The following is a 21,569-nucleotide window of genomic DNA, read 5'->3' on the forward strand; positions in this document are numbered from 1 at the left end:
ACTCAACCTACTCAAGCTGCAATTGCAAATGCGTCAACTAACGGTAATGGCACAACTCCTTTGCTGCAATAATCCACACCTACTTAAACAAGAAACTAGATCCCCGACTTTTTAGAAAAGTCGGGGATCTTTTTGTCGCCAACATTTTGTTATGTCGAGGATGCGATCGCTCCTGAATTAGTAGTAAATACTTGAATTCCTGGCACTGTCACATAATCACCATCATCAGTAATAATCTAGGTTTGATGACAATCATTTGTCACTACGACATTAATGTGTCACAGACGACAAATAATTAGTCACTGTACATGATTTATGTCAAACTCTAAAAAGCCGATGATGGGATTTGAACCCACGGCCTGCTGATTACGAATCAGCTGCTCTACCACTGAGCCACATCGGCGTACACAATCTAAGAGTATAACATGATTTAATCATGGTAGATCAAAATCGCAAAAATCGCCTTAACCCTGAACAATACGCCAGCCTCAAAGCAGAAATAGCCGCTCCTTATCGCGGCTTAAGACAATTTATTTACATTGCTTTTGGTGCTTCTGGCTCTATTGGCGCATTCGTTTTTTTCTTCCAAGTGCTTGCCGGACGCAATGTTGAGAGTGCAATGCCAAGTTTAGCTCTCCAAGTAGGAATAGTTGCCTTAATGGTTTTCCTCTGGCGCTGGGAACAGCGTCGGCAACAACGCCCCCAATCAGGTAAAAATCCTAACTCCTGAAGGGAGAAATTTTAGCTAGTTAATTTTTAGATTCTGCAAATTTTATGTTTAAAAAACCCCAAAATTAATAAAATTCATATTATTTGGAAGTGCCAGACTAACAAATTATTAGTCTGGCGCTTCCAATTTGCTAACTAGGCATTTACTGGGCTGTTACCAAATAGGATGAAGGAATTGGTTGGGCACGTCCAGCATTGACGAGTGCCTGGTAAACAAAGGCAGCAACTTCGGCTCTAGTCGCCTGACGATTAGGATTGAGTTGCTTCACTGTGGGATAGTTAATTACTAATTGCCGTGAAGTTGCAGCCGCAACAGGTGCGATCGCATAATTAGGAATCTGGGCAGCATCGGTGTAAAAAGAAAGGACATTCTGATTACTTGCAGTTAAGCCCAAACCATTAGCTAAAGCTACTAACACCTGCACTCTAGGAATTTGCTGCTGTGGCTTAAAAGTACCATCAGGATAACCAGAAACAAATTGACTCTGGTAAGCAGATTGAATTGCAGCGTAAGCCCAAAAATTTGTTGCTACATCTTTAAATTTAATGCCTGCGCGTTTAACTGGTGGTGTTAAAGCTTTAGTGACAATAGTAGCGAATTGAGCGCGGGTTACAGGTTCATTGGGTTTAAAACTGCCATCAGGAAAACCAGCAATAATATTTTGAGAGGCTAAAGCTTCGATGTAGGTTTTTGCCCAGTAATTTGCTGGCACATCTTTAAACGCAACAGGCCCTCCAGGCGGTACATCAACACTTGCGGCAACAAAATCTACTGAGCCAAAAATCTTTTTCTGATCGATATCGTTGCCAACAGCGACAATCTTACCAGTTTTAGTAGCATTGTTCACATCATAACGAGTGTTATTGCGGATAAGATTGCCACCAGGATTTTCGTTAGTGCCGAGATCGGGTAGAGCATTGACAGTCGCTACTACGCCATCGCGCTTATTATTCTGAATGACATTCTTACGTAATATGGGCTTGGCTGACTCCGAGATAAAAAGACCATCTTGGTTTTCGACGATTTGGTTTTCTGTAACTAGGGGTGTGGAAGTGCCACCGATCGCAAGACCAAAACCAGTATCCTGAAATAAGTTACCCCGAATTTCTCCTTGAGCAGCTTTAGCAATTGAAATCCCATTGCCTTTGTTTTGCACAAAGATGTTACTTTCAATTTTGGGATTGCCTGTACCTGTAACAAAAACACCTTCTCTGACACTGTTAGTAAAAGTACTGTTTTTGATAGTAGGATTAGTTGACTCTACCCACACACCTGTACCCCGACTATTTGGGTTGGTGACGCTAATACCATTAATAGTCGTATCTTGTTCGGCAAGGATGGTAATGTCCTGTCTGGCAAAGGTGCGACTAGTGTAGAAACCTCCACCTGTAATTAATATTGCCTGACCTTTACTAGCTTCATCACCCCGCAGTGTTACTCCTGGTTTAAGCAACAACGGAAAGGTTTCGCCACTTTCTTGGTTATAGTTCCCAGGTGCTAATTGAATAACTGCACCTGTTTGGGCTTGACTGAGAGCGAAACTGATGCTTTTGTAGGGTGCAGCTGAGGTTGTACCACGACCAGCACTATCTGCACCAGTTGCGGGATTAACGTAAATTGCTGCGGCGGTTGTCGGAACTTGCGCTGTGAGAGTTGGGGTAATAGCTTTTGAGTGAGTAGCACCAGCGTTAACCTCACTCGGTAGTAGTATTGACCCGCTAGAAACAACTAGCATTGCCGTTAATCCGGCTCCCAGGCGCAAAGTATATCTGAGATGACTGCTAGAAAGAAGGCGAAAATTTTTCGCAAGAGTAATGTGAAAACCCCGATATTTCATTTTTTGAGTCTGTGATGTGCTGAATTATGGTATATCAAACAAGGTTGAAGCTAGCAGCCTTGTAGCTGCTATAAAACCCATGCAAAACTATACTGGATGATTACCACTGATTCAGCTAAATTCCCTAGATACATCACAGAACTTATACATTAGTTATATTATTTTATTCAGAAAATTCTACTAGTGGACTGTGGCGGAAGTTTACCTGCTCTTAACAAGTTGCTGTAAGCAAATTATCTGGTTGAGATAGTCGCTGGATTTTCGCCAACCGATAAAAGTAAACCCTGTATTTTTTAGATAGAGTGCTGAATAGCTGGACTCGTAACAATATTATTTTGGCTCAAAATTAGTCAAGTTATTCGGGGATAAGCTTTGTGAGCCTCTTTAGAACCACCTGCGAGTCAAAATGGCTAGGTGTCGCGGATTAAAATTATTAAGAATTATTCCACAAATGAAGTGGAAGTTGATGGCGATCGTTGCAGAGTGTATACCATCAACTCCGCCGCTTGCAAACAACCCTAGAAGATTTATTTGCTGTTTAGTAAGCTAAAGTTTCTAAAGTTTCCCTCAAATACCGTTGTACTTGCTGTTCCAAGCGAATTCCGTGTAATTGAGCATCACGTTCTAGTTGCCAGCGTTGAAAACCAGAACTGGTGGATATCGCACATTTGAGACTATACCAAATTTCAGTGTCAGCAGAAAATTGGCGATCGCTAGAAGCTGGAATTTGAGCCATAGTTCCTTATTCCTTTGTTTTAACTTCAAGGGTAATTGGGTATTGGGCATTAACAATTCGTAATTCGTAATTACTAATTTCGTAATTAGGTTACGACCTATAGAGAGAGGTCAAGGGACTCTGACCCAGCGCTTGCGGACTCGCTAACGCTGCGCTATCGGTTTAATTACGAATTACGAATTACGAATTAGTAATTACATCATGGCTGTTATGAATCTGCATTAATCCTAAACAAGGATTGCAACAATCGGGGGACGATTTGATTAACCCGTACCCCTAGGATAGTAAAATCTTGCTTAATCTTTTCTAAAGATAATGGTTCGATGCCAGCGAATTCTGTGTCATTAGTCACTAAAACTCGCATTACACTCACAGGTATTTGTAAAAATAGATTACTTCCCAAAAAAGCTAACCCCGCAAGCACTAGTGCGACGCTGCGCCATTGTGGGAGAAATTTAGCCGAATTTGCTACTAATGGGGCAATTTGGTAGAGATGCCACAGCACCCAAACCGACAATACTGCTGCCACTAATGCCAGAATACGATTTAACTTTGTATTAATTAAACAGAGAATTTTTCGCTGCCGTTCAGTCAGATTTTCTGGCTTTAGGGCTATTCCTAAAAGAGCAAATATATAAAAAGGGCGACGTAACTGCATCCATAGCAGGGGGAGAATACCAATAGCAGCAACTAAAGATAGCTCCATCCAGACTGGCAAAAACGGCTCGCCTACAGACAAAAACAATAAGCACAGGACTAAAAAAACAGGCAACGTCGCTAATCCAGCGACGTGAATCCACAAAATAGGTTCAGAGCGAAATGAATGCATATTATAAAATAGTTGTGAGTTAAGAGTTAGGAGTTAGGAATTAGTAGCCTTTAACTCCTAACTCCTAATTTATTACTCCTAACTTCTAACCATTTTACCCTTAACACTATCTCGTTAAGGTGAGAGTGCGGCGCTTCGTAACCATCTGATAGGATTCGATGATGTCACCTTCAACCCAATCATTGAATTTATCCATGCCGACACCGCATTCGTAACCAGCGTTAACTTCACGAGCATCTTCCTTCATCCGTTTTAGGGAATCAAGAACGCCTTCAAAAATCACCTTACCGCTACGTCGCACCCTGACTTTACAGTTGCGAATTAGCTTGCCAGATTGAACGTAACAACCGGCAACAGCACCGCGACCGACTGGGAAGACGGCACGGACTTCGGTTTGACCCAAGGCTTCTTCCACCAACTCTGGTTCCAAAAGACCTTCCAAGGCATCTTGGATATCTTCTAGGAGTTTGTAGATGACGTTGTATTCTCGAACATCGACACCTGCTTCATCGGCGGCTTGTCTAGCGCCACTGGCAAAGGTGGTGTTGAAGCCAATAATTACAGCGTTACTGGCAGCTGCTAAGTCGATATCTGTCTCAGTGATTTCCCCAGCAGTAGCCAAGAGCATCCGAATTTGGACTTCGTTTTGCGGGATTTGCTTGAGCGCTCCCACAATGGCTTCTACAGAACCTTGTACGTCTCCTTTCAAGATCAAGTTGAGTTCTTTCAACTCGCCTTCTTGGGCTTGAGCCGACAGGGTTGTAAGGGTAACACGACCTTGTAACAGGCGGGATAGGCGTTGTCTATCGGCGCGATCGCTAGCGAGGGATCTGGCTTCTTTTTCGTTCTGGAAGACCTCGAACTCGTCGCCTGCTGCTGGCACATCACTTAAACCCAATACCTCGACAGCAAAGGAAGGAGAAGCAATGTCTACTCTCTTACTTCTGTCATCCACCATCGCCCGAACTTTACCGAAGGCCGAGCCAGCTACCAAGATATCTCCCACATGCAGGGTACCATTCTGAATTAGCAGGGTAGCAACTGCTCCCTTGGCTTTATCCAGATGGGCTTCAATGACAGTTCCTTTGGCGGCACGATCTGGGTTAGCAGACAGTTCTCCAACCTCTGCGACTAGCAGAATCATCTCTAAGAGCGTATCCAGATTTTCACCTCTGATGGCGCTCACGGGAACCATAATTGTCTCACCACCCCAGTCTTCTGCGGTCAGACCATACTGGGTCAGTTCTTGTTTCACCCGCTCCGGTTGTGCCCCTTCTTTGTCAATTTTGTTGATGGCTACAACAATTGGCACTCCAGCAGCTTGGGCGTGGCTAATAGCTTCAATGGTCTGGGGACGCACACCATCATCAGCAGCCACTACTAACACGGCAATGTCTGTTACCCTAGCTCCTCTAGCCCGCATCGCTGTAAAGGCTTCGTGACCAGGGGTATCCAAGAAGACTATCTGCTGTGGTTTGCCCTCATGTTCTATATCCACATGGTACGCACCAATGTGTTGAGTGATCCCACCAGCTTCGCCAGCAGCCACTTTTGTTTTGCGAATTGAGTCGAGCAGGGTTGTCTTACCGTGGTCTACGTGACCCATAATTGTCACGACTGGCGGACGGCGGTGGAGATATTCTAGGTCTTCTGCGCCGACCATTTCGGTAATTTTCCGAGCTTCTGCTTCTCGCTCGACGGTTTCAACTTCTATTTCTAGTTCTTTTCCTACCAGGGTAATTGTGGGAATATCTAGATTTTGAGTGATACTCACCGCCATACCTTTAAGGAACAGGATTTTCACAATCTCTGTATCAGGAACGGCTAAAACGTCAGACAGTTCTTGCACAGTCAAGGGGCCTGTGATCGTCACCTTTGCTGGACGATCGCGCTTTGTATCAGCTTCTTGTTGGCGACGGTTATTGTGATGGTCGCGCCCAGAACCAGATTTAGAACCAGGTTTTCTACTTCCTCTAGCAGTTGGGGCGCTAGCAAGGCTTGCACCTGGCATCTGTACAGGTCGAGTCGCTTTTGGCTTGGGAGGACGGGCAATGGAAAGGCTGACTTGGACGGTTGCTGGTGAGTCGATATCGTCATCATCCAACAAATCTTCTTCAAATTCATCGTCCAGTATCGGCTTGATCCGCTTGCCTTTAACGCCAGCTTTAGCCTTCTCTTTAACTTCGTCGATTATTTCCTCTTCTACCCACTTTTTGCCGCCTTTGGTCGGGCGAGGCGGACTTGGGCGTTTCAAGTCGAGGAGATCGGGGGGTGCAACTGGCTCATCACCCATTCCTTGAGATTTGCCGGCTAATCCTGACATTTGTCTGGGTGGAGTAGCGATCGGCATTGCGGCTGCTACACCTTCACCAGGACGCGCTGGCCTTGGTCTTGGCCCGTCTGATGGTGCAGATGGTCTATTGACCCTCTGTTCTGGTCTGGTGGGTGCAGGGGTGGAGCGAGCCTGTCTTTGTGGTGCGCCTGGTGCAGACTGGTCGGTTGGGAGTTTGGCAACTCTGGGCTTAATTTGCTCGCGATCGCCTTCAACGGGACGTAGCCTTTGGTCGCGTTTGAGGATCGGTTTATCTGCCTGAGATACCGACTCATCTGGCACTTGGGCAAGTTCTGCTTGAGCTTCTGCCGCAGGTCTTGCCGGAGGGGCAACTAATTGCGGTTTTTGAGGTTTTTCCGATTTTGGTCTGGGTGGAACTATTTTTTCCGGTTTTTGGGATGCTACTTTTTCCGGTGCCTGATTTGGATTAGGCGTTTGTTCCAAGTCCGTGACAGGAGGTTGCTCTTGAGTCTCAGATTGAGTCCGGGGTACAGGTCGAGTTGGTACCGTCGGCTTCATGGGTGAGACTGGTGTAGCAAAAGGCCGTGGAGGTGAGGGAGGATTAGCTTCAGACAAGGCAGCTTGGGTATTGTTGGCAACTGACGCATCAGGGGCGTTGGAGGTAGTATTTCTCAATATTGTGGGTTTGCGTATTTCCAAAATTTGCTGTTTGTGGGGTGCAGCAGGTCGGTTACGTCCGCCGATTGGTGGTGAATTTGGTTTATGGCTGGTTGTACCTAGTTCCTTTTTGGCCGATACATTCGTAGTTGCAAGCTTTTCTGCTGCCGCCCGGATGTTTTCTGCCTCGGATTCTGAAATAGTGCTGCTATGACTTTTGACCGAGATGTCGAGCTGCTCGCAAATTGCTAATAGCTCTTTGTTATCCAAATTCAATTCCTTTGATAATTCATAGATTCTAACTTTGCCGTTGGTCATCCACTCTTCCCCTTTAATTTACAGTTTTAGCGGATGGTTGCCTGGTTTGCGACATCTCCATCCTTGGATTACTGTTTTTAGACCGCCGTTTAGTTTTTGCCGGTGCCTCCAATCAGGAAAGAGAGATGTTTCGGTTTAATAATGGCATCCCCACCAGGAATGATGGTTGAGGGACACCCATAAAAATTTTTTAAATAAAAGATTTTTATAGGAACCCCTGACGCCGAACTGCGCCTGAGCGCTACCAGGTTGCCATTTTGTAGTTTCTTGTTTTGTTGATTCTGAATCTTCCACAACACAATCGATTACATCTTGATTCTGGGAATGTTGCTTCGCCCCTCTTACTTTATTGGAGAGCCGAATGCCTTTTACACCCATTTACTATTTTGGCACTAAGCTTAACGTTCGACAGAGGGTGTGATAAAAGCACGACTTCGGCTTTCGTACAATTCCTCTGGTGATAACGTCACAAAGTTGTTCCAATTAAATTTGGTTTTGGGTATTGCTGATGGCTAGACGTTGCGACAAGCTTTGGTACAGTGTTTCTGGCACTGATGCATGTAGCGATCGCCCTAGTCGATTTTTTTTCTGAGCCGCTTGTAAGCAACTCGTTTGCGGACAAATATAGGCAGAACGCCCCATGCCCCGATCTAATTGTACCTTTCCCGATGGAAAGACGCGGACAATCCGCCAAAACTCATCTTTTGACCCTACTTTTCGGCAACTAATACAGCGCCGATAATTTGGTTTCATCAGTTTTCTACAATCTCAGTCCAGCATTCTAGGTGTAAAAAGTAAGTTGTTTATTACTATTTTTTACTTATACCAAGGTGTCTTTCAGGAAATAATCCTGAGACTTAGGACTACAATCCACATTATCAAAACTTTACAAGGTTGATCAATTACTCGTCATCGTTATTGTCAAAACTATCCTCTTCTTCTAATTCGTCCTGATTTTCATCCTCTAATTCTTCCTCAAAGTCAAGATCGTCTTGCTCTGACTGATATTTAGCCCTGACAGCTGTAAATTTCTCATCCTCTCCTGCATAGTCATATTTAGCTTTGTCTTTGATGTCTATTTTCCAACCAGTCAGGCGGGCTGCCAAACGGACGTTTTGTCCTTCTTTCCCAATGGCTAAACTAAGTTGATCTTCAGCCACGAGTACGTGAGTTTGCCGGGATTCTGGATCCATTAGGCGTACTTCATCTACCCGGGCTGGACTTAAAGCATTAGCGATATATGTTGCTGGGTCTGGCGACCAGCGAATTACATCTATTTTTTCACCGCGTAATTCGTTGACTACCACTTGAATTCGCGATCCCCTGGCTCCGATACAAGCACCAACTGGGTCTACATCGCGATCGAGGGTATCTACTGCTATTTTAGTCCGGGGGCCGACATAACGGGAAGGGGGGTTTGCCTCCCTAGCTACGGCAACAATCCGTACCACTTCATCTTCAATTTCTGGGACTTCATTGGCAAACAGATAAACCACCAAACCAGCATCAGCGCGAGACACAAGCAATTGTGGCCCTCGTTGTTGACCTTGGGAGACTTTTTTCAGATATACCTTGAAGGTAGCATTTGCCCGATAATTATCGTTGGGCAACTGTTCCCGCTTCGGTAATTCGGCTTCTACTTCTGGCTGACCAAAATTACTGGTGACTGCCAAAACTACTGATTGCCGTTCAAACCGTAGGACTCTTGCTTGGAGAACAGTTCCTTCTAAATCTTGGAACTCTTCTTGCACCATCTGGCGCTGTTGATCCCGTAATTTTTGCGCCAATACCTGCTTAGTTTGCATCGCCGCCATCCGACCAAATTCTCCTTGGTCGGGGGTAACATCCAGTACCACCGAGTCGCCTAACTGTGCTTCAGGAGCTACTTGTTGAACTTCCTCTAGGGAAATTTGGTGATCTGTGTTATTGACTTCTTCGACAATGGTTTTGGTGGAAAGAACGCGAAATCCTTCTCCTTCAATATCGAGTTCTACTTCAAAATTCTCAAAATAATCTTCATCAAACTGTTTGCGCTCTAAATTTTGGGCGCGACGATAACGTTCGTAGCCTTTAAGTAGTGCTTCTCTAATAGCTGATTGAACTGCAAGACGGGGTAAATTCCGCTCGCGACTTATACTTTCAATTAATTCTTTTAATCCAGCTAAAGTAACCATTGACATAAGCAATCTCCTTTAAAAATCAGGGACTGGGGACTGGGGACTGGGGACTGGAGACTGGGGACTAGAGACTGGGGACTGGGGACTGAAAACTACGCATTAAAGCCAGGGATTAGAGAATAGCTTTCCACTAATCCCTAACCTCTAGCCCTTAGTTCATAACCTCTAGCCCTTAGCTCGTAACCTCTAGCCTCTAGCCAAGCTGCTCTAGTCTGTAACTCCTAAGCCCTAGCCCTTTGTTTATCGGCGCTCGTCTAGCTGCACCTTTGTAATTAGGGAGCGGGGAATTTCGACTACACGACCTTTTTGGTTTAAGTAAAGTGTTGTCTCATCCCGGCGAATCAACTGACCTATCCACTCTTGTTGTCCGTCGTAGGGTGGCGAAGTGAAGATAATGACAGGAAATCCTTTAAAGGAAATAAATTCCCTGTCTGTTAACAGTTGTCGCGAAATACCAGGACTAGACACTTCCAAGACATAAGCTTCTGGAACGAATTCCGCAGCATCTAAGGAGGCTTCTAAAGCACGGCTCATCCTCTCACAATCATTCAATCCGGTTTCTTGCTGAGGATTGCGAATGTCTACCCGCAACACTGGTGGACTTTGGTGAGTGTGAAAAACCACGCCAACCACTTCCAATCCCAGTTCTTCTGCTACTGGTGTCGCCAAATCAATAATTTGTGGAACTAAAGGATGAGCCATGAGAGAATTCAATAAAAAAAGTGGGCACTGACCCACTTCCTGCGATAGGTATATCTTCCAAGAAGTCTTGTGACGAACCAATGATGGTTCGCCCTCATACGAGTTTAGCGCATTTAATGAATAGTCGAGTATAGGGCATAGGGCATTGGCTACAAGAGGCAGAGGGGCACTTAGCAGGGAGCAGAGGGGAAAGAGGTAATTTTTATTCTCCCTCTTGCCCCCTGCCCCCTGCTATCAGGCTTCTTCTGCTCTCTCTACCCTTCACGTATTTCTGGGAGAGCGGTGCTTTTCTTAACCACTGATGGAACGGATGCTTGTGTGCGTAGCTGCCTGGTTTGCTCGATAATTTGATCTATGTCTTCTTGGGACAAACGCTGAACGTAGTTAATTTTGATTTCTTCTAAGAAGTCAAAGAGTAAACTCTGAATTTCGGAAAGTACGTGTTTTTCCTTTATTTCAGATCCCAAGGCTTCGCTAAACCTTTGTACGAGTTGACTGGTAAGTTTTGCGCCAACAGGGTCTTCAACAGCGCTAACTAAAGTTTTGTAAAGATTAGTTGTGATTTGGGTCGCAAGTTGTTCGCTTAACTGGGTTTGGGCCTGTCCTACGCCAGGGAGATTCTGGAGGTTGCGGTAGATGGGGACTTGATGGAAGACGGTTTCGATGTTGTGGTGCAAAATGGCAACGATCGCAGGTTGAATATCAGGTAAAACGTGGTAAACAATTGTTTTGACCAAAAGACTGGCGATCGCTTCCACTTCATTTACATTATTAATATCTATGTAGGGACGTAAATTTTCTTGTTGTGAGAGCCACTGTGTTAACTCACCTCGCTGAATTGAACCCTGAATCTGGTTAATTACCCTCACCACTACTACTTCTGTGAGTTCTTCGGCAAAATTGGCGACAATCCCCTGATGAATTTGCTTTCGCACTGGATGGAGATTCAATAAATGCGCTCGATCGAGGCGGACTAATACAGGTAAGATTCGTAGCGAATGCCAAAATGGTAGTATTAAAAATAGATCGTACCAACGCCACAATAGTGCTTCAAACCAGCTTAAACCAGGATGTCGGCGTTTGATGAAGAAGGTACGTCCCAGCAATTCTACGCCAAATAACATCACAAAGGGTAAGTCAAGAATCCAAAAATTATCAACAAAATCGCCATTTTCACCGATTTGGCGGTAGTAGTTTGTGGCAATCAAAGGGCGAATGCTTTCGTTAAAAAAATTTATTTCTTTAACCCAGCCATTTTGTGATAAGTAAGGCTGACTCCAAAAAGTGGCAAAGGACTGTTTTGCGGATTCGTTACCGATGTGCGATCGCATCCGCTTTTTGATTTTTTCTAGAGTACCACTCTTATTGGCTCCCGCAAACGGGTTGCTATCAATCATCTCGCTGCTAAGACGACTTATTTGTATTAGCCTGCTATTTACCTGAGAAGACTCTAACCCTGTTTGCCTGACTTGTTCTTCTAATGCGTCTATTGTTTCTAAATAATTTTTTGTGTCTCGATGGGGTTCAATACCTTTTATTGGATCGTATATCTGAATAACTTGGGGAAGTTTTCGCAAGTAGAAATCTCGCCAAGGTACGTAACTTAAATTAAACAAAACTAAACCTAAATTTACAGTGGCAGCAATTGCCATAAATCTTTCAAACCAAAGATTCCGCTTTTTAGAAGATTTTATGTCTTTCATTTTTTGGATATTTTAGAATATAAACTCTTTCATCTAAGTAGAGCGGCGTAAATAATTAAAGGTTCGTAGTGAGGGCTTCAGCCCTCACTACGAGCTAATTCCAATTTAATTTATATTCCTTAACTTACCTTGATTTTTTCTCACCTACTTACTTATTAATTTTCGTCTCTTTCTAAACAAGTACACGAATTTGCAGTTGAGTAGACTTCAGTATTGATGCATGTATGGGCATTTATGTCAATCTAATATTACAAAGAGGGACTAGAGGCAATGAGCTTTACCCCATTGTTAATTGTTTTTTAACCCAAGTTGCGAGCCTCGGTTCGTATACCCGCGAATAACCTTCACCAAAGCTTAAGTTGACATCAATACATATATATGCATCTATCCCGTAATTTAGTATTCAAAGGGTGTATTCGATTCAAATGATAACCTCTGGATCTCGGCTGACACAAGATACTTCTTTTGATAGATGACATAAATTACTTTCTGTATGTCTAGTTGTCTTGGGCAAAAATTATTCAAAAATTATTTAAAAATCATGAAAAAAGTTATTAAACAAACTTAAAATGCAGCTGTTAAGATTTATAATCCTGCTGATTTAATCCAAAGGAGTTTTAAATATGTGGTGTGGATTTGGAAAATCAAGCGCGACTTTTGCTGTTACTTGCCTGATAACAGCTAGTGTGGTAGTTGCAGACACAGGTTTCGCAGCTCCTCAACGTAGCTATACGCCAGAGCAATTCCGTGCTGTGTTGCGAGGATTCGGCTATAACGTCAAGGTAACAAATGGTGCTTTGACGGATGAGGAAACTAAAAAGGCAATTCGTGAATTTCAGACAGGTTATAAGCTAAAACCAGTTGATGGGATAGCAGGGCCAAAAACCCAAGCTTATGCTGCTAACATCGTTCAAATTCTGCACACAAATTTGAATGCAGTGGTGAAGCCTAATCCTCCCCTCCCACGCGATCATTTTTATGGTTCCCGCACCGAAGCAGTGGTGAAGGAGTATCAAAAGAAATATCAATTGCAAGAAACTGGAATTGCTAATTTAGCACTCCGCCAAAAACTGAATGAAGAAGCCAAGACAGTCTTCAGTCAGCCAACGGCTACACCATCACCTACGCCGACTTCTAAACCAACGGCTAAACCAACGGCTAAACCAACGGCTAAACCAACGGCTAAACCAATGGCTACACCAACAGCTACACCAACAGCTACACCAACGGCTACACCAACAGCTACACCAACGGCTACACCAATGGCTACACCAACAGCTACACCAATGGCTACACCAACAGCTACACCAATGGCTACACCAATGGCTACACCAACACCCTAATTGCCACAAATAACCCCTACCCCAAAGCCCTTCAAGTCATCTGATTTGGTTTTTCTAAGGGGGTCTGCCCTTGGGTGTAGGTAGAATGGAACGGCGGTCATTGTAAGGTATTGGAATGGACTGCACGCTGGGTCGGTCTCATTGTGGCTGTGGGTACAAATATATGAGATCGTAAATAGAATGGGGCAGTCCGACGGTTACGGACAGCCCCATTTCTGTTGCTTCTTTAATGTAGGCGTGCCAAATCGTGACGTAAACGTGTATTTTCACCTTCTACTGTAGTCATATATGTTTTACTGACGATCCGATCTCCTGCCTCAAGAAAACTAGAGTAAACAATACATCCATCGGTAACATAAAAATAGCACTGCCAGCAGCAAACAATGCCCTACAAAGGTTTAAATGTTTCAGTACTATATTCTCCTAAAACCCAAGCTAAAATTCCTTCTTTTAGCAAAGACGCTGCGCGATGACGAAAGTGGTTTACTGCTGTGCCATAACCAAAACCCCTAATCACGGGTGTAGTGAAAGTATAAGCCATTCGTACTGAGTAACTGAACTTCTCAAAAACTCCAAGATAAAGCTTAAAAAAATGACTAGAAAAATATTAACTGGACTGAGTTCAGCAGCCTACGAACACCCTTTCGATCGCAAAGCCTTGGCTTCTTTGCAAAATATGCCTGGTGTCTCCCTGCTACTAAAAAAAATTAACGAATACGGTATCGATCGCTTACTCAGGCTGCAAAGCCTTGGTAGTGAAATTAAAATTTCGTCCCGTAATTTTCCCAAATTACATCAAGCATTTGTAGAAACCTGCGAAATTCTTGATGTTACTCCACTTCCTGAACTGTATCTATTTCAAGGCACAGGCCACATTGAAACCTATATTGTTGGGGTAGAAAAACCCCTTGTTGGTATCAATTTAGATGCAATGGAGTGGCTCGATCCAGATGAGTTACTTTATGTTTTTGGACATGAAATTGCTCGCATTAAGAGTCAGCACATGGTTTATCACCAAATGGCAATTGTGATGCCAACTTTGAAAAATTTGTTAAGTAGTACGACGCTGGGCGTGGGTGGCTTGATAGCTGGTGGTATGGAATTGGGTTTGTATAATTGGCGGATGATGGCTAGGTTTACTGCCGATCGCGCTGCAATGCTTGCTTGTCAAGATATTGACGTAGCAACTACTACACTGATGAAACTCGCAGGTTTGCCAGATGAGTACTTGACTACTGCTGTCATCGAAGATTTCCTTGTTCAAGCCCGTGAGTTTGCATCCAATAACTTTGATAGTGTGGATAAAGTCACTAAAATATTAAGCTATACAGAGTCTGGGCTTTCTTGGGTAGTTATGCGGGCTGGTGAATTATTAAAATGGGTTGATTCTGGAGCTTATGATAATTTAATTCAACAGAACAATTTAAACATATTAGAAGAATCAGAAGAATCAGAAGAAAAAGAAGAAAAGACACCAGGAGAGAAGGAAGGGTGGAATTTTTTAACTTCTTGGTGACTTAATAATTCGTAATTCGTAATTAATTATAGATACAAGCAAGTCAATATAATAATTACAAATTACGAGTTGCGATCGCAGACAATTTAGCTAAATTTTTACGTCGCTTGGTTGGATAAAGTAGAGTTAAGAGTAACGGCTAATTTATCAGCAATTCCCGCAACCCAGTTTTCATCTTGTTTGGTATAACTGCGAGGAGCATTCGCTCCCAAAATTAGCGCACCTTGGTTGCCAATCGGTTGACAAATTACACCTTGAGTATTCTCTGGTAAATAGTCAAATTCAAGCCTACCTGGATATATTTTTAGAGCAACTAGATAAATTGGCTTTTGTTTTTCGAGTACCTGTTTTAAGATTACTCCTGGTACAATTTCAGATTTAGTACCCAAAATACCGCGACGCAACAAAACTTTACCTTGGTAATAAACCACTAGCGATCGCGTTACTGTATTAGTCAACAATAAATGAGATGCCCAGGCTAGCTCTGTTTTCAAGGCTTCGGGTAAATCTGCTGCTAATACAAAACCTTCTTCTCCAATTAGTTCTACAATATCAGGCGATCGCGGCTGAACTTGCTGCCAAATTAAACCCGTCAAAATTAACACCGCACTCAAAATCACGCCCACCACATCACCGCGCGATTGCGACTGGGTTAATTCCGGTGTCAATAAACGGTTAATCAGCAAAAGCACTGCGCCTAGCCCACCCACCACAATGGGTAGACGACGCAAAACTCGATTGTCATTGTCATTTGTCATTAGTTATTTGTCATTGGGGACTGGGGACTGGGAATTAGGAAGAATTTCTGCTCCTCTGCTTCCCCTGCTTCCCCTACTTCCCTCCCCCCTCATCTCTCACTCCTCCCCTGGTTCAATAATTCGCTGGAAAAGATAACCAGTACCCCGCGCTGTCAGAATCAATTCTGGGTTGCTAGGATCGTCTTCTAACTTTGCCCGCAAACGGGATATATGCACATCTACTACGCGGGTATCTACATGACGTTCTGGCGTATAACCCCAAACTTCTTGCAAAATTTCCGAACGAGAAAAAGCTTCTCCAGAGCGACTGACTAACAACTCTAACAAGCTGAACTCCATACCCGTCAATCGAATTCGCTCATCGCCTTTGTAGACTTGTCGCTTATTCGTATCGATTTTAATATTAGCAACATGGATTACCCCAGAACTGGGAATGCCAGAAGCACTGTTTTTGTCTACCCGCCGCAGTACTGAGCGAATCCGGGCTTCTAGCTCCTTGGGGGAAAATGGTTTAACTACATAGTCATCAGCACCTAATTCTAACCCGGTGATGCGATCGGCGACATCACCCAAGGCTGTTAGCATAATAATGGGGACATCTGATTCTTTTCGTAATTCTTGACATACACCATAGCCGTCTAGCTTTGGCATCATTACATCTAAAACTACCAGGTCAGGCTCAGTTTTGCGAAAAGTTTCCAAAGCTTCTTCCCCGTCGCCAGCAGTCACTACATCGTAGCCAATCATGGAAAGGCGCGTTTCCAAAATCCGGCGAATGCTGGCTTCGTCGTCTACCACCAAGATTTTTTCTTTATGGCTTTCCAAGTTTTTCAATGCTCCTTGACTAAAAATTTACATGATTAATTTTTAATACCATAATATTAAGATATCATTCCATGAATTGATTTGGAAAAAGCTCTAAATACTACTATTATTGGTTTTTAGTTTTTCCCAAGAATTAAGTAAATATTAAGAATATTTAATAAGATTTAAGAATGGCAAAGCCAAAAACCTTTTTCACTTGTAACGAATGTGGAGCAGAATCGCCCCAGTGGTTTGGTAAGTGTCCAGCTTGCGGCACATACAACTCTTTAGAAGAACAGATCAGTATTCAGTCTTCAGTAGATGTACCCAGTCGGGGGGGAGTTAGTAGTTGGCAATCAGCTCAAGGCAATGGTAAATCTCACGCTAAACCAGCTAAAGCACGAGCCTCCTTAACGTTCGATCAAATTACCGATCGCCAAATAGCTCGATGGGAGTCTGGTTATGGAGAATTGGATCGGGTGCTTGGGGGTGGCATTGTCCCAGGTTCTATGGTGCTGATTGGTGGCGATCCGGGTATTGGGAAATCAACTTTATTGTTGCAAGTATCAAATCAATTAGCACAGAAATATCGCATCCTTTACGTAACTGGTGAAGAATCGGGACAGCAAGTAAAATTACGAGCTTCTCGTTTGGGAGTATCAAAACCCCTAAGTGTGGTTAGCGAGGAGAATGTTACTGTAGTAGTAGAGACTACACTTCCTATAGACCCTGACAGTATAGGTGCAGATTTATATATACTGCCAGAAACAGATTTAGAAGAAATTTTACGAGAAATAGATTCTCTAAAGCCAAACGTGGCAGTGATTGATAGTATCCAAACAGTATTTTTCCCGGCACTGACTTCTGCGCCTGGTTCGGTGGCTCAGGTACGGGAATGTACAGCAGCATTGATGAAGGTGGCGAAGCATGAAGATGTCACCATGCTTATTGTGGGACATGTCACCAAAGAAGGAGCGATCGCCGGGCCAAAAGTTTTAGAACATTTAGTCGATACGGTGTTGTATTTTGAAGGCGATCGCTTTGCCTCCCATCGATTATTACGCACAGTAAAAAATCGCTTTGGTGCAACTCATGAAATCGGCATCTTTGAAATGGTGGCAGATGGATTGCGAGAAGTTGATAACCCCTCAGAATTATTTTTAGGCAACCGTGACGATCCCGCCCCTGGTACGGCTATTGTCGTTGCTTGCGAAGGCACTCGCCCGATAGTTGTGGAATTGCAAGCTCTTGTAAGTCCCACCAGCTACCCTTCACCTCGTCGGGCTGGTACTGGCGTAGATTACAACCGCTTGGTGCAAATCCTCGCCGTCTTAGAAAAACGGGTGGGAATTCCCATGTCGAAGTTAGATTCCTACGTTGCTTCTGCGGGTGGGTTGAATGTGGAAGAACCGGCGGTAGATTTAGGAATTGCGATCGCGATCGTTGCCAGTTTCCGCGATCGCATCGTCGATCCCGGTACAGTATTAATCGGTGAAGTTGGGCTAGGCGGACAAGTGCGATCGGTTTCCCAAATGGAACTGCGGTTAAAAGAAGCTGCTAAGTTGGGATTTAAAAGAGCGATCGTGCCAAAAGGGACAAAATTTCCCGACTTAAATATTGAGATATTACCAGTATCTAAAGTAATAGATGCGATTATCGCCGCCATCCCCCATCAAGAATTGACAGCCGACGATTTAGAACCCGATGAAGATGAGTAACTAATAGCTGCTTTGGGACTCTAAATTTCCATGCCAACTTACTTACATAAATTAGATTGGTACTAATTTTTTGACTTGCGGCAGACGCAATCAGGAGCATTTTCAGCCTCTGGCTGGAAACAAGGTTTTAATACAGACTACTCATAGGGGCAAAGCATTGCTCTGCCTCTAACATATTGTTGCATCCAAACGAGAACTGCTACAGTCGCCCATTTGAGGTAAAAATATGAATGGCACAATAAAACAACTTTAATAAAAAGTCAATAGCTCTTTATTTTCGTTAGAGTGGGATAACAATCAAAGTGTGAGGATTGATACTACATGCGAATCTTGTTAGTGTATCCAATATTTCCCAAAACCTTTTGGTCTTATGAAAAAATCTTAGAATTAGTCGATCGCAAAGTTTTATTACCACCTCTGGGTTTAGTGACAGTAGCCGCGATTCTGCCCCAAGAATGGGAATTCAAGCTAGTCGATCGCAACATTCGTGCAGCAACAGAAGAAGAGTGGGCATGGGCAGATGTAGTAATCCTCTCCGCGATGATTGTCCAGAAACAAGATTTACTTGAGCAGATTCAGGAAGCCAAAAAACGTGGCAAGTTAGTTGCAGTCGGCGGCCCCTACCCCACCTCTGTCCCTCACGAAGTTGAAAATGTTGGCGCAGATTTTCTGATTCTGGATGAAGGGGAAATCACTCTGCCGATGTTTATTGAGGCAATTCAACGGGGTGAAACTTCTGGCATTTTCCGCGCCACAGAAAAACCTGATGTCACAGGCACACCAATACCCCGCTTTGATTTATTAGAATTGGATGCTTATGACATGATGTCGGTGCAGTTTTCGCGTGGGTGTCCCTTCCAGTGCGAATTTTGCGACATTATTGTTCTCTACGGGCGCAAACCACGCACCAAAGCCCCAGCACAACTGTTAGCAGAGTTAGATTACCTCTACGAATTGGGTTGGCGGCGGGGTGTGTTCATGGTGGATGACAACTTTATTGGCAACAAGCGAAATGTAAAATTGTTGCTGAAAGAGTTAAAAGTCTGGATGGCAGAACACAAGTATCCCTTCCGGTTTGACACTGAAGCTTCCATTGACTTAGCGCAAGACGCAGAAATGTTGGAGTTGATGGTTGAGTGCGGTTTCTCGGCGGTGTTTTTGGGAATCGAAACGCCGGATGAAGATAGTTTGCAAATGACCAAAAAGTTTCAAAATACTCGCAGTTCTCTAACTGAGGCAGTGCAAACCATCACCAAAGCCGGATTACGCCCAATGGCTGGGTTTATTATCGGTTTTGATGGCGAAAAAGCAGGTGCAGGCGATCGCATTGTCCGTTTTGCAGAACAAGCAGCAATTCCCTCAACTACCTTTGCCATGTTGCAAGCGTTACCTAACACTGCGCTTTGGCATCGCTTGAAAAAAGAAGGGCGACTGCGGGAAAATCAAGATGGAAACATCAATCAGACAACATTGATGAACTTCCTCCCCACCCGTCCCTTGGAAGAACTTGCCAGAGAATATATTGAAGCCTTTTGTACTTTATACGACCCAGTAAATTACTTAGATCGCACCTATCGCTGTTTCTTGATGATGGGTTTACCAAGTTGGAAAGCGCCAGCAAAAATGCCAGAGTGGATTGTTGTAAAAGCACTACTAATTGTGATTTGGCGACAAGGAATTAAACGGGAAACCCGTTGGAAGTTCTGGCATCATTTGTTTAGCATTCTCAAGCATAACCCTGGAGTTATTGAGCATTACATCTCTGCTTGTGCCCATAACGAGCATTTTCTAGAGTATCGCCAAATTGTGCGCGATCAAATTGAAAGTCAGCTAGCTGAATATCTAGCACAAGGTGCAGAACAGCCTTATGTGCTAGTGAAGAAAAAAGCTGAGGAAAAAGCTGAAGCGGTAGTCAGTTAGGTGTTTTGACGACGGAAATTGACAAGGGATCGATCGCATCTTCACCCGTATAAACAAGTGTACGGGTGAATTTACATATATTGTTAGTGGCATTTATGAATAAAAGCAGTTCTTGGAGAGGCAAATTTTCCCCTGCCCCTGCCTCTTCATTTATCTACCGCGATCGCGTTCTAAATCATCAATAACTTTTTGCAAATACCACTCATCTGACATTCCAGGAAAATAATCCTGCTTTTGCTGAATCAATCTTTCGGCTATTTCCCAATATCCCCCAACCATTCGCAAAAGTCGCTGATGTAACAGGTTATATTTTTGCTTTTTTGACTGCGGACTAAATTTTTGGATTTTTTCTAGGCTATTCAAGACTTGTTGATAATTTCCCCAGTCTTCTTGTTCGCAAAAGATACTCGCCGCCCGTTGATAATCTTCCACAGCGTTTTGAATTTCTTCTAAACAAGTATAGGCAATGCCGCGATTGTAGTAAGCTTGAGCGTCATTAGGATTTATTTGCAGTGCTTGGGTGTAATCTTGAATAGCACCGAGATAGTTACCTGTTGTCCGATAGGCATTACCTCTGGCTATATAGACTAGGGGATCTTGTGGTTGCATCTGGAGTGCTTGGTTAAGATCCGCGATCGCACCTTGATGATCTCCTAATATAGAACGGGCTTTACCTCGGTTGCGATAGACAATGGCATCTTGAAAATTTAGTCGCAATGCTTGATTAAAATCTGCGATCGCTTCTCGATAATTTCCCATTTTACAACGCACAACTCCACGACAGCAGTAGGCTTGGGCATCTTGCGGATCGGCTTTTAATACCCAGTTTAAATCTGCCAGTGCTTCTTGGGTATCTCCCTTTTCAGCCTTTTCTAATAATTGCGTGAAATAATCATTGGTGGATAAAATTGGCGCATTGGTAGAACGCGATTGCTGTACAACAGGTAATTCTTGGGGTTGTAACTGTTTAATTCGTTCCAGGCACAGGCGGCAGTTTTCTTTATCCTGTTGTTCTAGATATAATTGTGCAGCCTTTTTAAAATTAGCGATCGCATCTTGAATATAACCCTGTTTGCGCCGCACCATCCCCCGCAGATTATAAGCCGCAGCATAATTCAGATTGAGACGAATAGCGCGTTCAACATCCTCTAGCGCCCCCGGTAAATTTTTCAGCGCCACCCTAGCCAATCCACGACAATAATACGCCTCTATACTCTCAGGATTCAGCTTCAGGGCTTCGGTATAATCTGAAACAGCCTTAAGGATTGCCCCTGAGTCATAATATGCTAAACCCCGTTGCAAGTAAGCTTCAGTAAAGTAAGGTGTCAGTTGTAAAGCATGGTTAAATTCCTCAATTGCTCCGGCGTAGTCTTTTCGCCTAGCTTTTTCCAACCCTCTATTGTAAAATTCGTCATTCATAGCATTTGTTTGGTTGATTCAGTTAGTTGAATTCCAGCAAGCTTGCTTTGTAGCCTAACTTATCCACTCACCCTTAATATTCTAAGTATTCAGCGTGGTTTTGCTTCAT

At 43.7% G+C, this 21,569-nt stretch carries 17 protein-coding genes, 1 tRNA gene and 2 pseudogenes; 5 read left to right on the forward strand and 15 right to left on the reverse strand.

What is annotated here, in order from left to right:
• Positions 1-331 precede the first annotated feature (331 nt).
• Positions 332-403, reverse strand: a tRNA-Thr gene (locus CDG77_RS20505).
• A gap of 33 nt (positions 404-436) precedes the next feature.
• Between CDG77_RS20505 and CDG77_RS20510 the strand changes: the two genes are divergently transcribed.
• The gene (locus tag CDG77_RS20510; RefSeq protein ID WP_094331179.1) at positions 437-730 is read left to right on the forward strand and encodes a DUF3493 domain-containing protein; all 294 of its coding nucleotides are present in this window, start codon (positions 437-439) and stop codon (positions 728-730) included.
• A gap of 142 nt (positions 731-872) precedes the next feature.
• On the opposite strand, the gene CDG77_RS20515 is transcribed toward CDG77_RS20510, so the two are convergent.
• The 9 genes from CDG77_RS20515 to CDG77_RS20555 form a co-directional block, all read right to left on the reverse strand.
• A complete protein-coding gene (locus CDG77_RS20515) occupies positions 873-2,567 on the reverse strand; it encodes a DUF1565 domain-containing protein (protein WP_094331180.1) in 1,695 nt (564 codons plus the stop codon).
• A gap of 538 nt (positions 2,568-3,105) precedes the next feature.
• Positions 3,106-3,303, reverse strand: a complete 198-nt coding sequence (locus tag CDG77_RS20520; RefSeq protein ID WP_012412012.1) for a hypothetical protein — start codon at positions 3,301-3,303, stop codon at positions 3,106-3,108.
• A gap of 208 nt (positions 3,304-3,511) precedes the next feature.
• Entirely contained in the window at positions 3,512-4,132 is a 621-nt protein-coding gene (locus tag CDG77_RS20525) for a low-complexity tail membrane protein (protein WP_094331181.1), read from the reverse strand.
• A gap of 106 nt (positions 4,133-4,238) precedes the next feature.
• Complete coding sequence (infB, locus tag CDG77_RS20530; RefSeq protein ID WP_094331182.1) at positions 4,239-7,400, reverse strand: translation initiation factor IF-2; 3,162 nt, start codon at positions 7,398-7,400, stop codon at positions 4,239-4,241.
• A gap of 135 nt (positions 7,401-7,535) precedes the next feature.
• The gene (locus tag CDG77_RS36645) at positions 7,536-7,778 is read right to left on the reverse strand and encodes a hypothetical protein (RefSeq protein WP_181154355.1); all 243 of its coding nucleotides are present in this window, start codon (positions 7,776-7,778) and stop codon (positions 7,536-7,538) included.
• 105 nt (positions 7,779-7,883) lie between these two features.
• On the reverse strand, positions 7,884-8,153 hold the full coding sequence (locus CDG77_RS20540; protein WP_094331183.1) for a YlxR family protein: 270 nt from the start codon (positions 8,151-8,153) through the stop codon (positions 7,884-7,886).
• 149 nt (positions 8,154-8,302) lie between these two features.
• Positions 8,303-9,580 carry a transcription termination factor NusA gene (gene nusA, locus CDG77_RS20545; protein ID WP_181154356.1) on the reverse strand — a complete coding sequence of 426 codons (1,278 nt, stop codon included), beginning with the start codon at positions 9,578-9,580 and terminating at the stop codon, positions 8,303-8,305.
• A 237-nt stretch (positions 9,581-9,817) separates the two neighbouring features.
• Positions 9,818-10,279 carry a ribosome maturation factor RimP gene (gene rimP / locus CDG77_RS20550; protein ID WP_094331184.1) on the reverse strand — a complete coding sequence of 154 codons (462 nt, stop codon included), beginning with the start codon at positions 10,277-10,279 and terminating at the stop codon, positions 9,818-9,820.
• A gap of 254 nt (positions 10,280-10,533) precedes the next feature.
• Positions 10,534-11,982 (reverse strand): hypothetical protein, encoded by a 1,449-nt coding sequence (locus CDG77_RS20555; protein ID WP_094331185.1) that lies wholly within the window; start codon positions 11,980-11,982, stop codon positions 10,534-10,536.
• 623 nt (positions 11,983-12,605) lie between these two features.
• Between CDG77_RS20555 and CDG77_RS20560 the strand changes: the two genes are divergently transcribed.
• Positions 12,606-13,325 carry a peptidoglycan-binding domain-containing protein gene (locus CDG77_RS20560; protein ID WP_094331186.1) on the forward strand — a complete coding sequence of 240 codons (720 nt, stop codon included), beginning with the start codon at positions 12,606-12,608 and terminating at the stop codon, positions 13,323-13,325.
• A gap of 31 nt (positions 13,326-13,356) precedes the next feature.
• On the opposite strand, the pseudogene CDG77_RS37740 reads toward CDG77_RS20560, so the two are convergent.
• Together CDG77_RS37740 and CDG77_RS20570 are read right to left on the reverse strand one after the other, a co-directional pair.
• Positions 13,357-13,556 (reverse strand): annotated as a pseudogene (locus tag CDG77_RS37740) (SDH family Clp fold serine proteinase); the annotation flags it as partial.
• A pseudogene (locus CDG77_RS20570) lies at positions 13,555-13,828 on the reverse strand (IS1 family transposase); the annotation flags it as partial. The pseudogenes CDG77_RS37740 and CDG77_RS20570, both read right to left, overlap by 2 nt.
• Positions 13,829-13,917: 89 nt before the next feature.
• On the opposite strand from CDG77_RS20570, the gene CDG77_RS20575 reads away from it, so the two are divergent.
• Complete coding sequence (locus tag CDG77_RS20575) at positions 13,918-14,841, forward strand: M48 family metallopeptidase (protein ID WP_094331187.1); 924 nt, start codon at positions 13,918-13,920, stop codon at positions 14,839-14,841.
• Positions 14,842-14,939: 98 nt separating this feature from the next.
• Here CDG77_RS20575 and CDG77_RS20580 read toward each other — a convergent pair whose 3' ends face one another.
• Entirely contained in the window at positions 14,940-15,599 is a 660-nt protein-coding gene (locus CDG77_RS20580; protein ID WP_094331188.1) for a cofactor assembly of complex C subunit B, read from the reverse strand.
• Between the two features lie 96 nt (positions 15,600-15,695).
• Entirely contained in the window at positions 15,696-16,424 is a 729-nt protein-coding gene (gene rpaB, locus CDG77_RS20585; protein WP_094331209.1) for a response regulator transcription factor RpaB, read from the reverse strand.
• Positions 16,425-16,594: 170 nt separating this feature from the next.
• Between rpaB and radA the strand changes: the two genes are divergently transcribed.
• Both radA and CDG77_RS20595 read left to right on the forward strand, forming a co-directional pair.
• Positions 16,595-18,121 (forward strand): DNA repair protein RadA, encoded by a 1,527-nt coding sequence (gene radA / locus CDG77_RS20590; protein ID WP_094331189.1) that lies wholly within the window; start codon positions 16,595-16,597, stop codon positions 18,119-18,121.
• A gap of 321 nt (positions 18,122-18,442) precedes the next feature.
• The gene (locus tag CDG77_RS20595) at positions 18,443-20,041 is read left to right on the forward strand and encodes a B12-binding domain-containing radical SAM protein (protein WP_094331190.1); all 1,599 of its coding nucleotides are present in this window, start codon (positions 18,443-18,445) and stop codon (positions 20,039-20,041) included.
• 150 nt (positions 20,042-20,191) lie between these two features.
• On the opposite strand, the gene CDG77_RS20600 is transcribed toward CDG77_RS20595, so the two are convergent.
• On the reverse strand, positions 20,192-21,460 hold the full coding sequence (locus CDG77_RS20600) for a tetratricopeptide repeat protein (protein WP_094331191.1): 1,269 nt from the start codon (positions 21,458-21,460) through the stop codon (positions 20,192-20,194).
• Between the last annotated feature and the right edge of the window lie 109 nt (positions 21,461-21,569).

This window comes from Nostoc sp. 'Peltigera membranacea cyanobiont' 213, from assembly GCF_002245975.1.
Classification (GTDB): domain Bacteria; phylum Cyanobacteriota; class Cyanobacteriia; order Cyanobacteriales; family Nostocaceae; genus Nostoc.

Excerpts from the sequence above, each read along its gene's own strand:
- CDG77_RS20510 (WP_094331179.1), top strand. The coding sequence starts at position 437 with ATGGTAGATCAAAATCGCAAAAATCGCCTTAACCCTGAACAATACGCC.
- CDG77_RS20515 (WP_094331180.1), bottom strand. The coding sequence starts at position 2,567 with ATGAAATATCGGGGTTTTCACATTACTCTTGCGAAAAATTTTCGCCTT.
- CDG77_RS20520 (WP_012412012.1), bottom strand. The coding sequence starts at position 3,303 with ATGGCTCAAATTCCAGCTTCTAGCGATCGCCAATTTTCTGCTGACACT.
- CDG77_RS20525 (WP_094331181.1), bottom strand. The coding sequence starts at position 4,132 with ATGCATTCATTTCGCTCTGAACCTATTTTGTGGATTCACGTCGCTGGA.
- infB (WP_094331182.1), bottom strand. The coding sequence starts at position 7,400 with ATGACCAACGGCAAAGTTAGAATCTATGAATTATCAAAGGAATTGAAT.
- CDG77_RS36645 (WP_181154355.1), bottom strand. The coding sequence starts at position 7,778 with ATGGGTGTAAAAGGCATTCGGCTCTCCAATAAAGTAAGAGGGGCGAAG.
- CDG77_RS20540 (WP_094331183.1), bottom strand. The coding sequence starts at position 8,153 with ATGAAACCAAATTATCGGCGCTGTATTAGTTGCCGAAAAGTAGGGTCA.
- nusA (WP_181154356.1), bottom strand. The coding sequence starts at position 9,580 with ATGTCAATGGTTACTTTAGCTGGATTAAAAGAATTAATTGAAAGTATA.
- rimP (WP_094331184.1), bottom strand. The coding sequence starts at position 10,279 with ATGGCTCATCCTTTAGTTCCACAAATTATTGATTTGGCGACACCAGTA.
- CDG77_RS20555 (WP_094331185.1), bottom strand. The coding sequence starts at position 11,982 with ATGAAAGACATAAAATCTTCTAAAAAGCGGAATCTTTGGTTTGAAAGA.
- CDG77_RS20560 (WP_094331186.1), top strand. The coding sequence starts at position 12,606 with ATGTGGTGTGGATTTGGAAAATCAAGCGCGACTTTTGCTGTTACTTGC.
- CDG77_RS20575 (WP_094331187.1), top strand. The coding sequence starts at position 13,918 with ATGACTAGAAAAATATTAACTGGACTGAGTTCAGCAGCCTACGAACAC.
- CDG77_RS20580 (WP_094331188.1), bottom strand. The coding sequence starts at position 15,599 with ATGACAAATGACAATGACAATCGAGTTTTGCGTCGTCTACCCATTGTG.
- radA (WP_094331189.1), top strand. The coding sequence starts at position 16,595 with ATGGCAAAGCCAAAAACCTTTTTCACTTGTAACGAATGTGGAGCAGAA.
- CDG77_RS20595 (WP_094331190.1), top strand. The coding sequence starts at position 18,443 with ATGCGAATCTTGTTAGTGTATCCAATATTTCCCAAAACCTTTTGGTCT.
- CDG77_RS20600 (WP_094331191.1), bottom strand. The coding sequence starts at position 21,460 with ATGAATGACGAATTTTACAATAGAGGGTTGGAAAAAGCTAGGCGAAAA.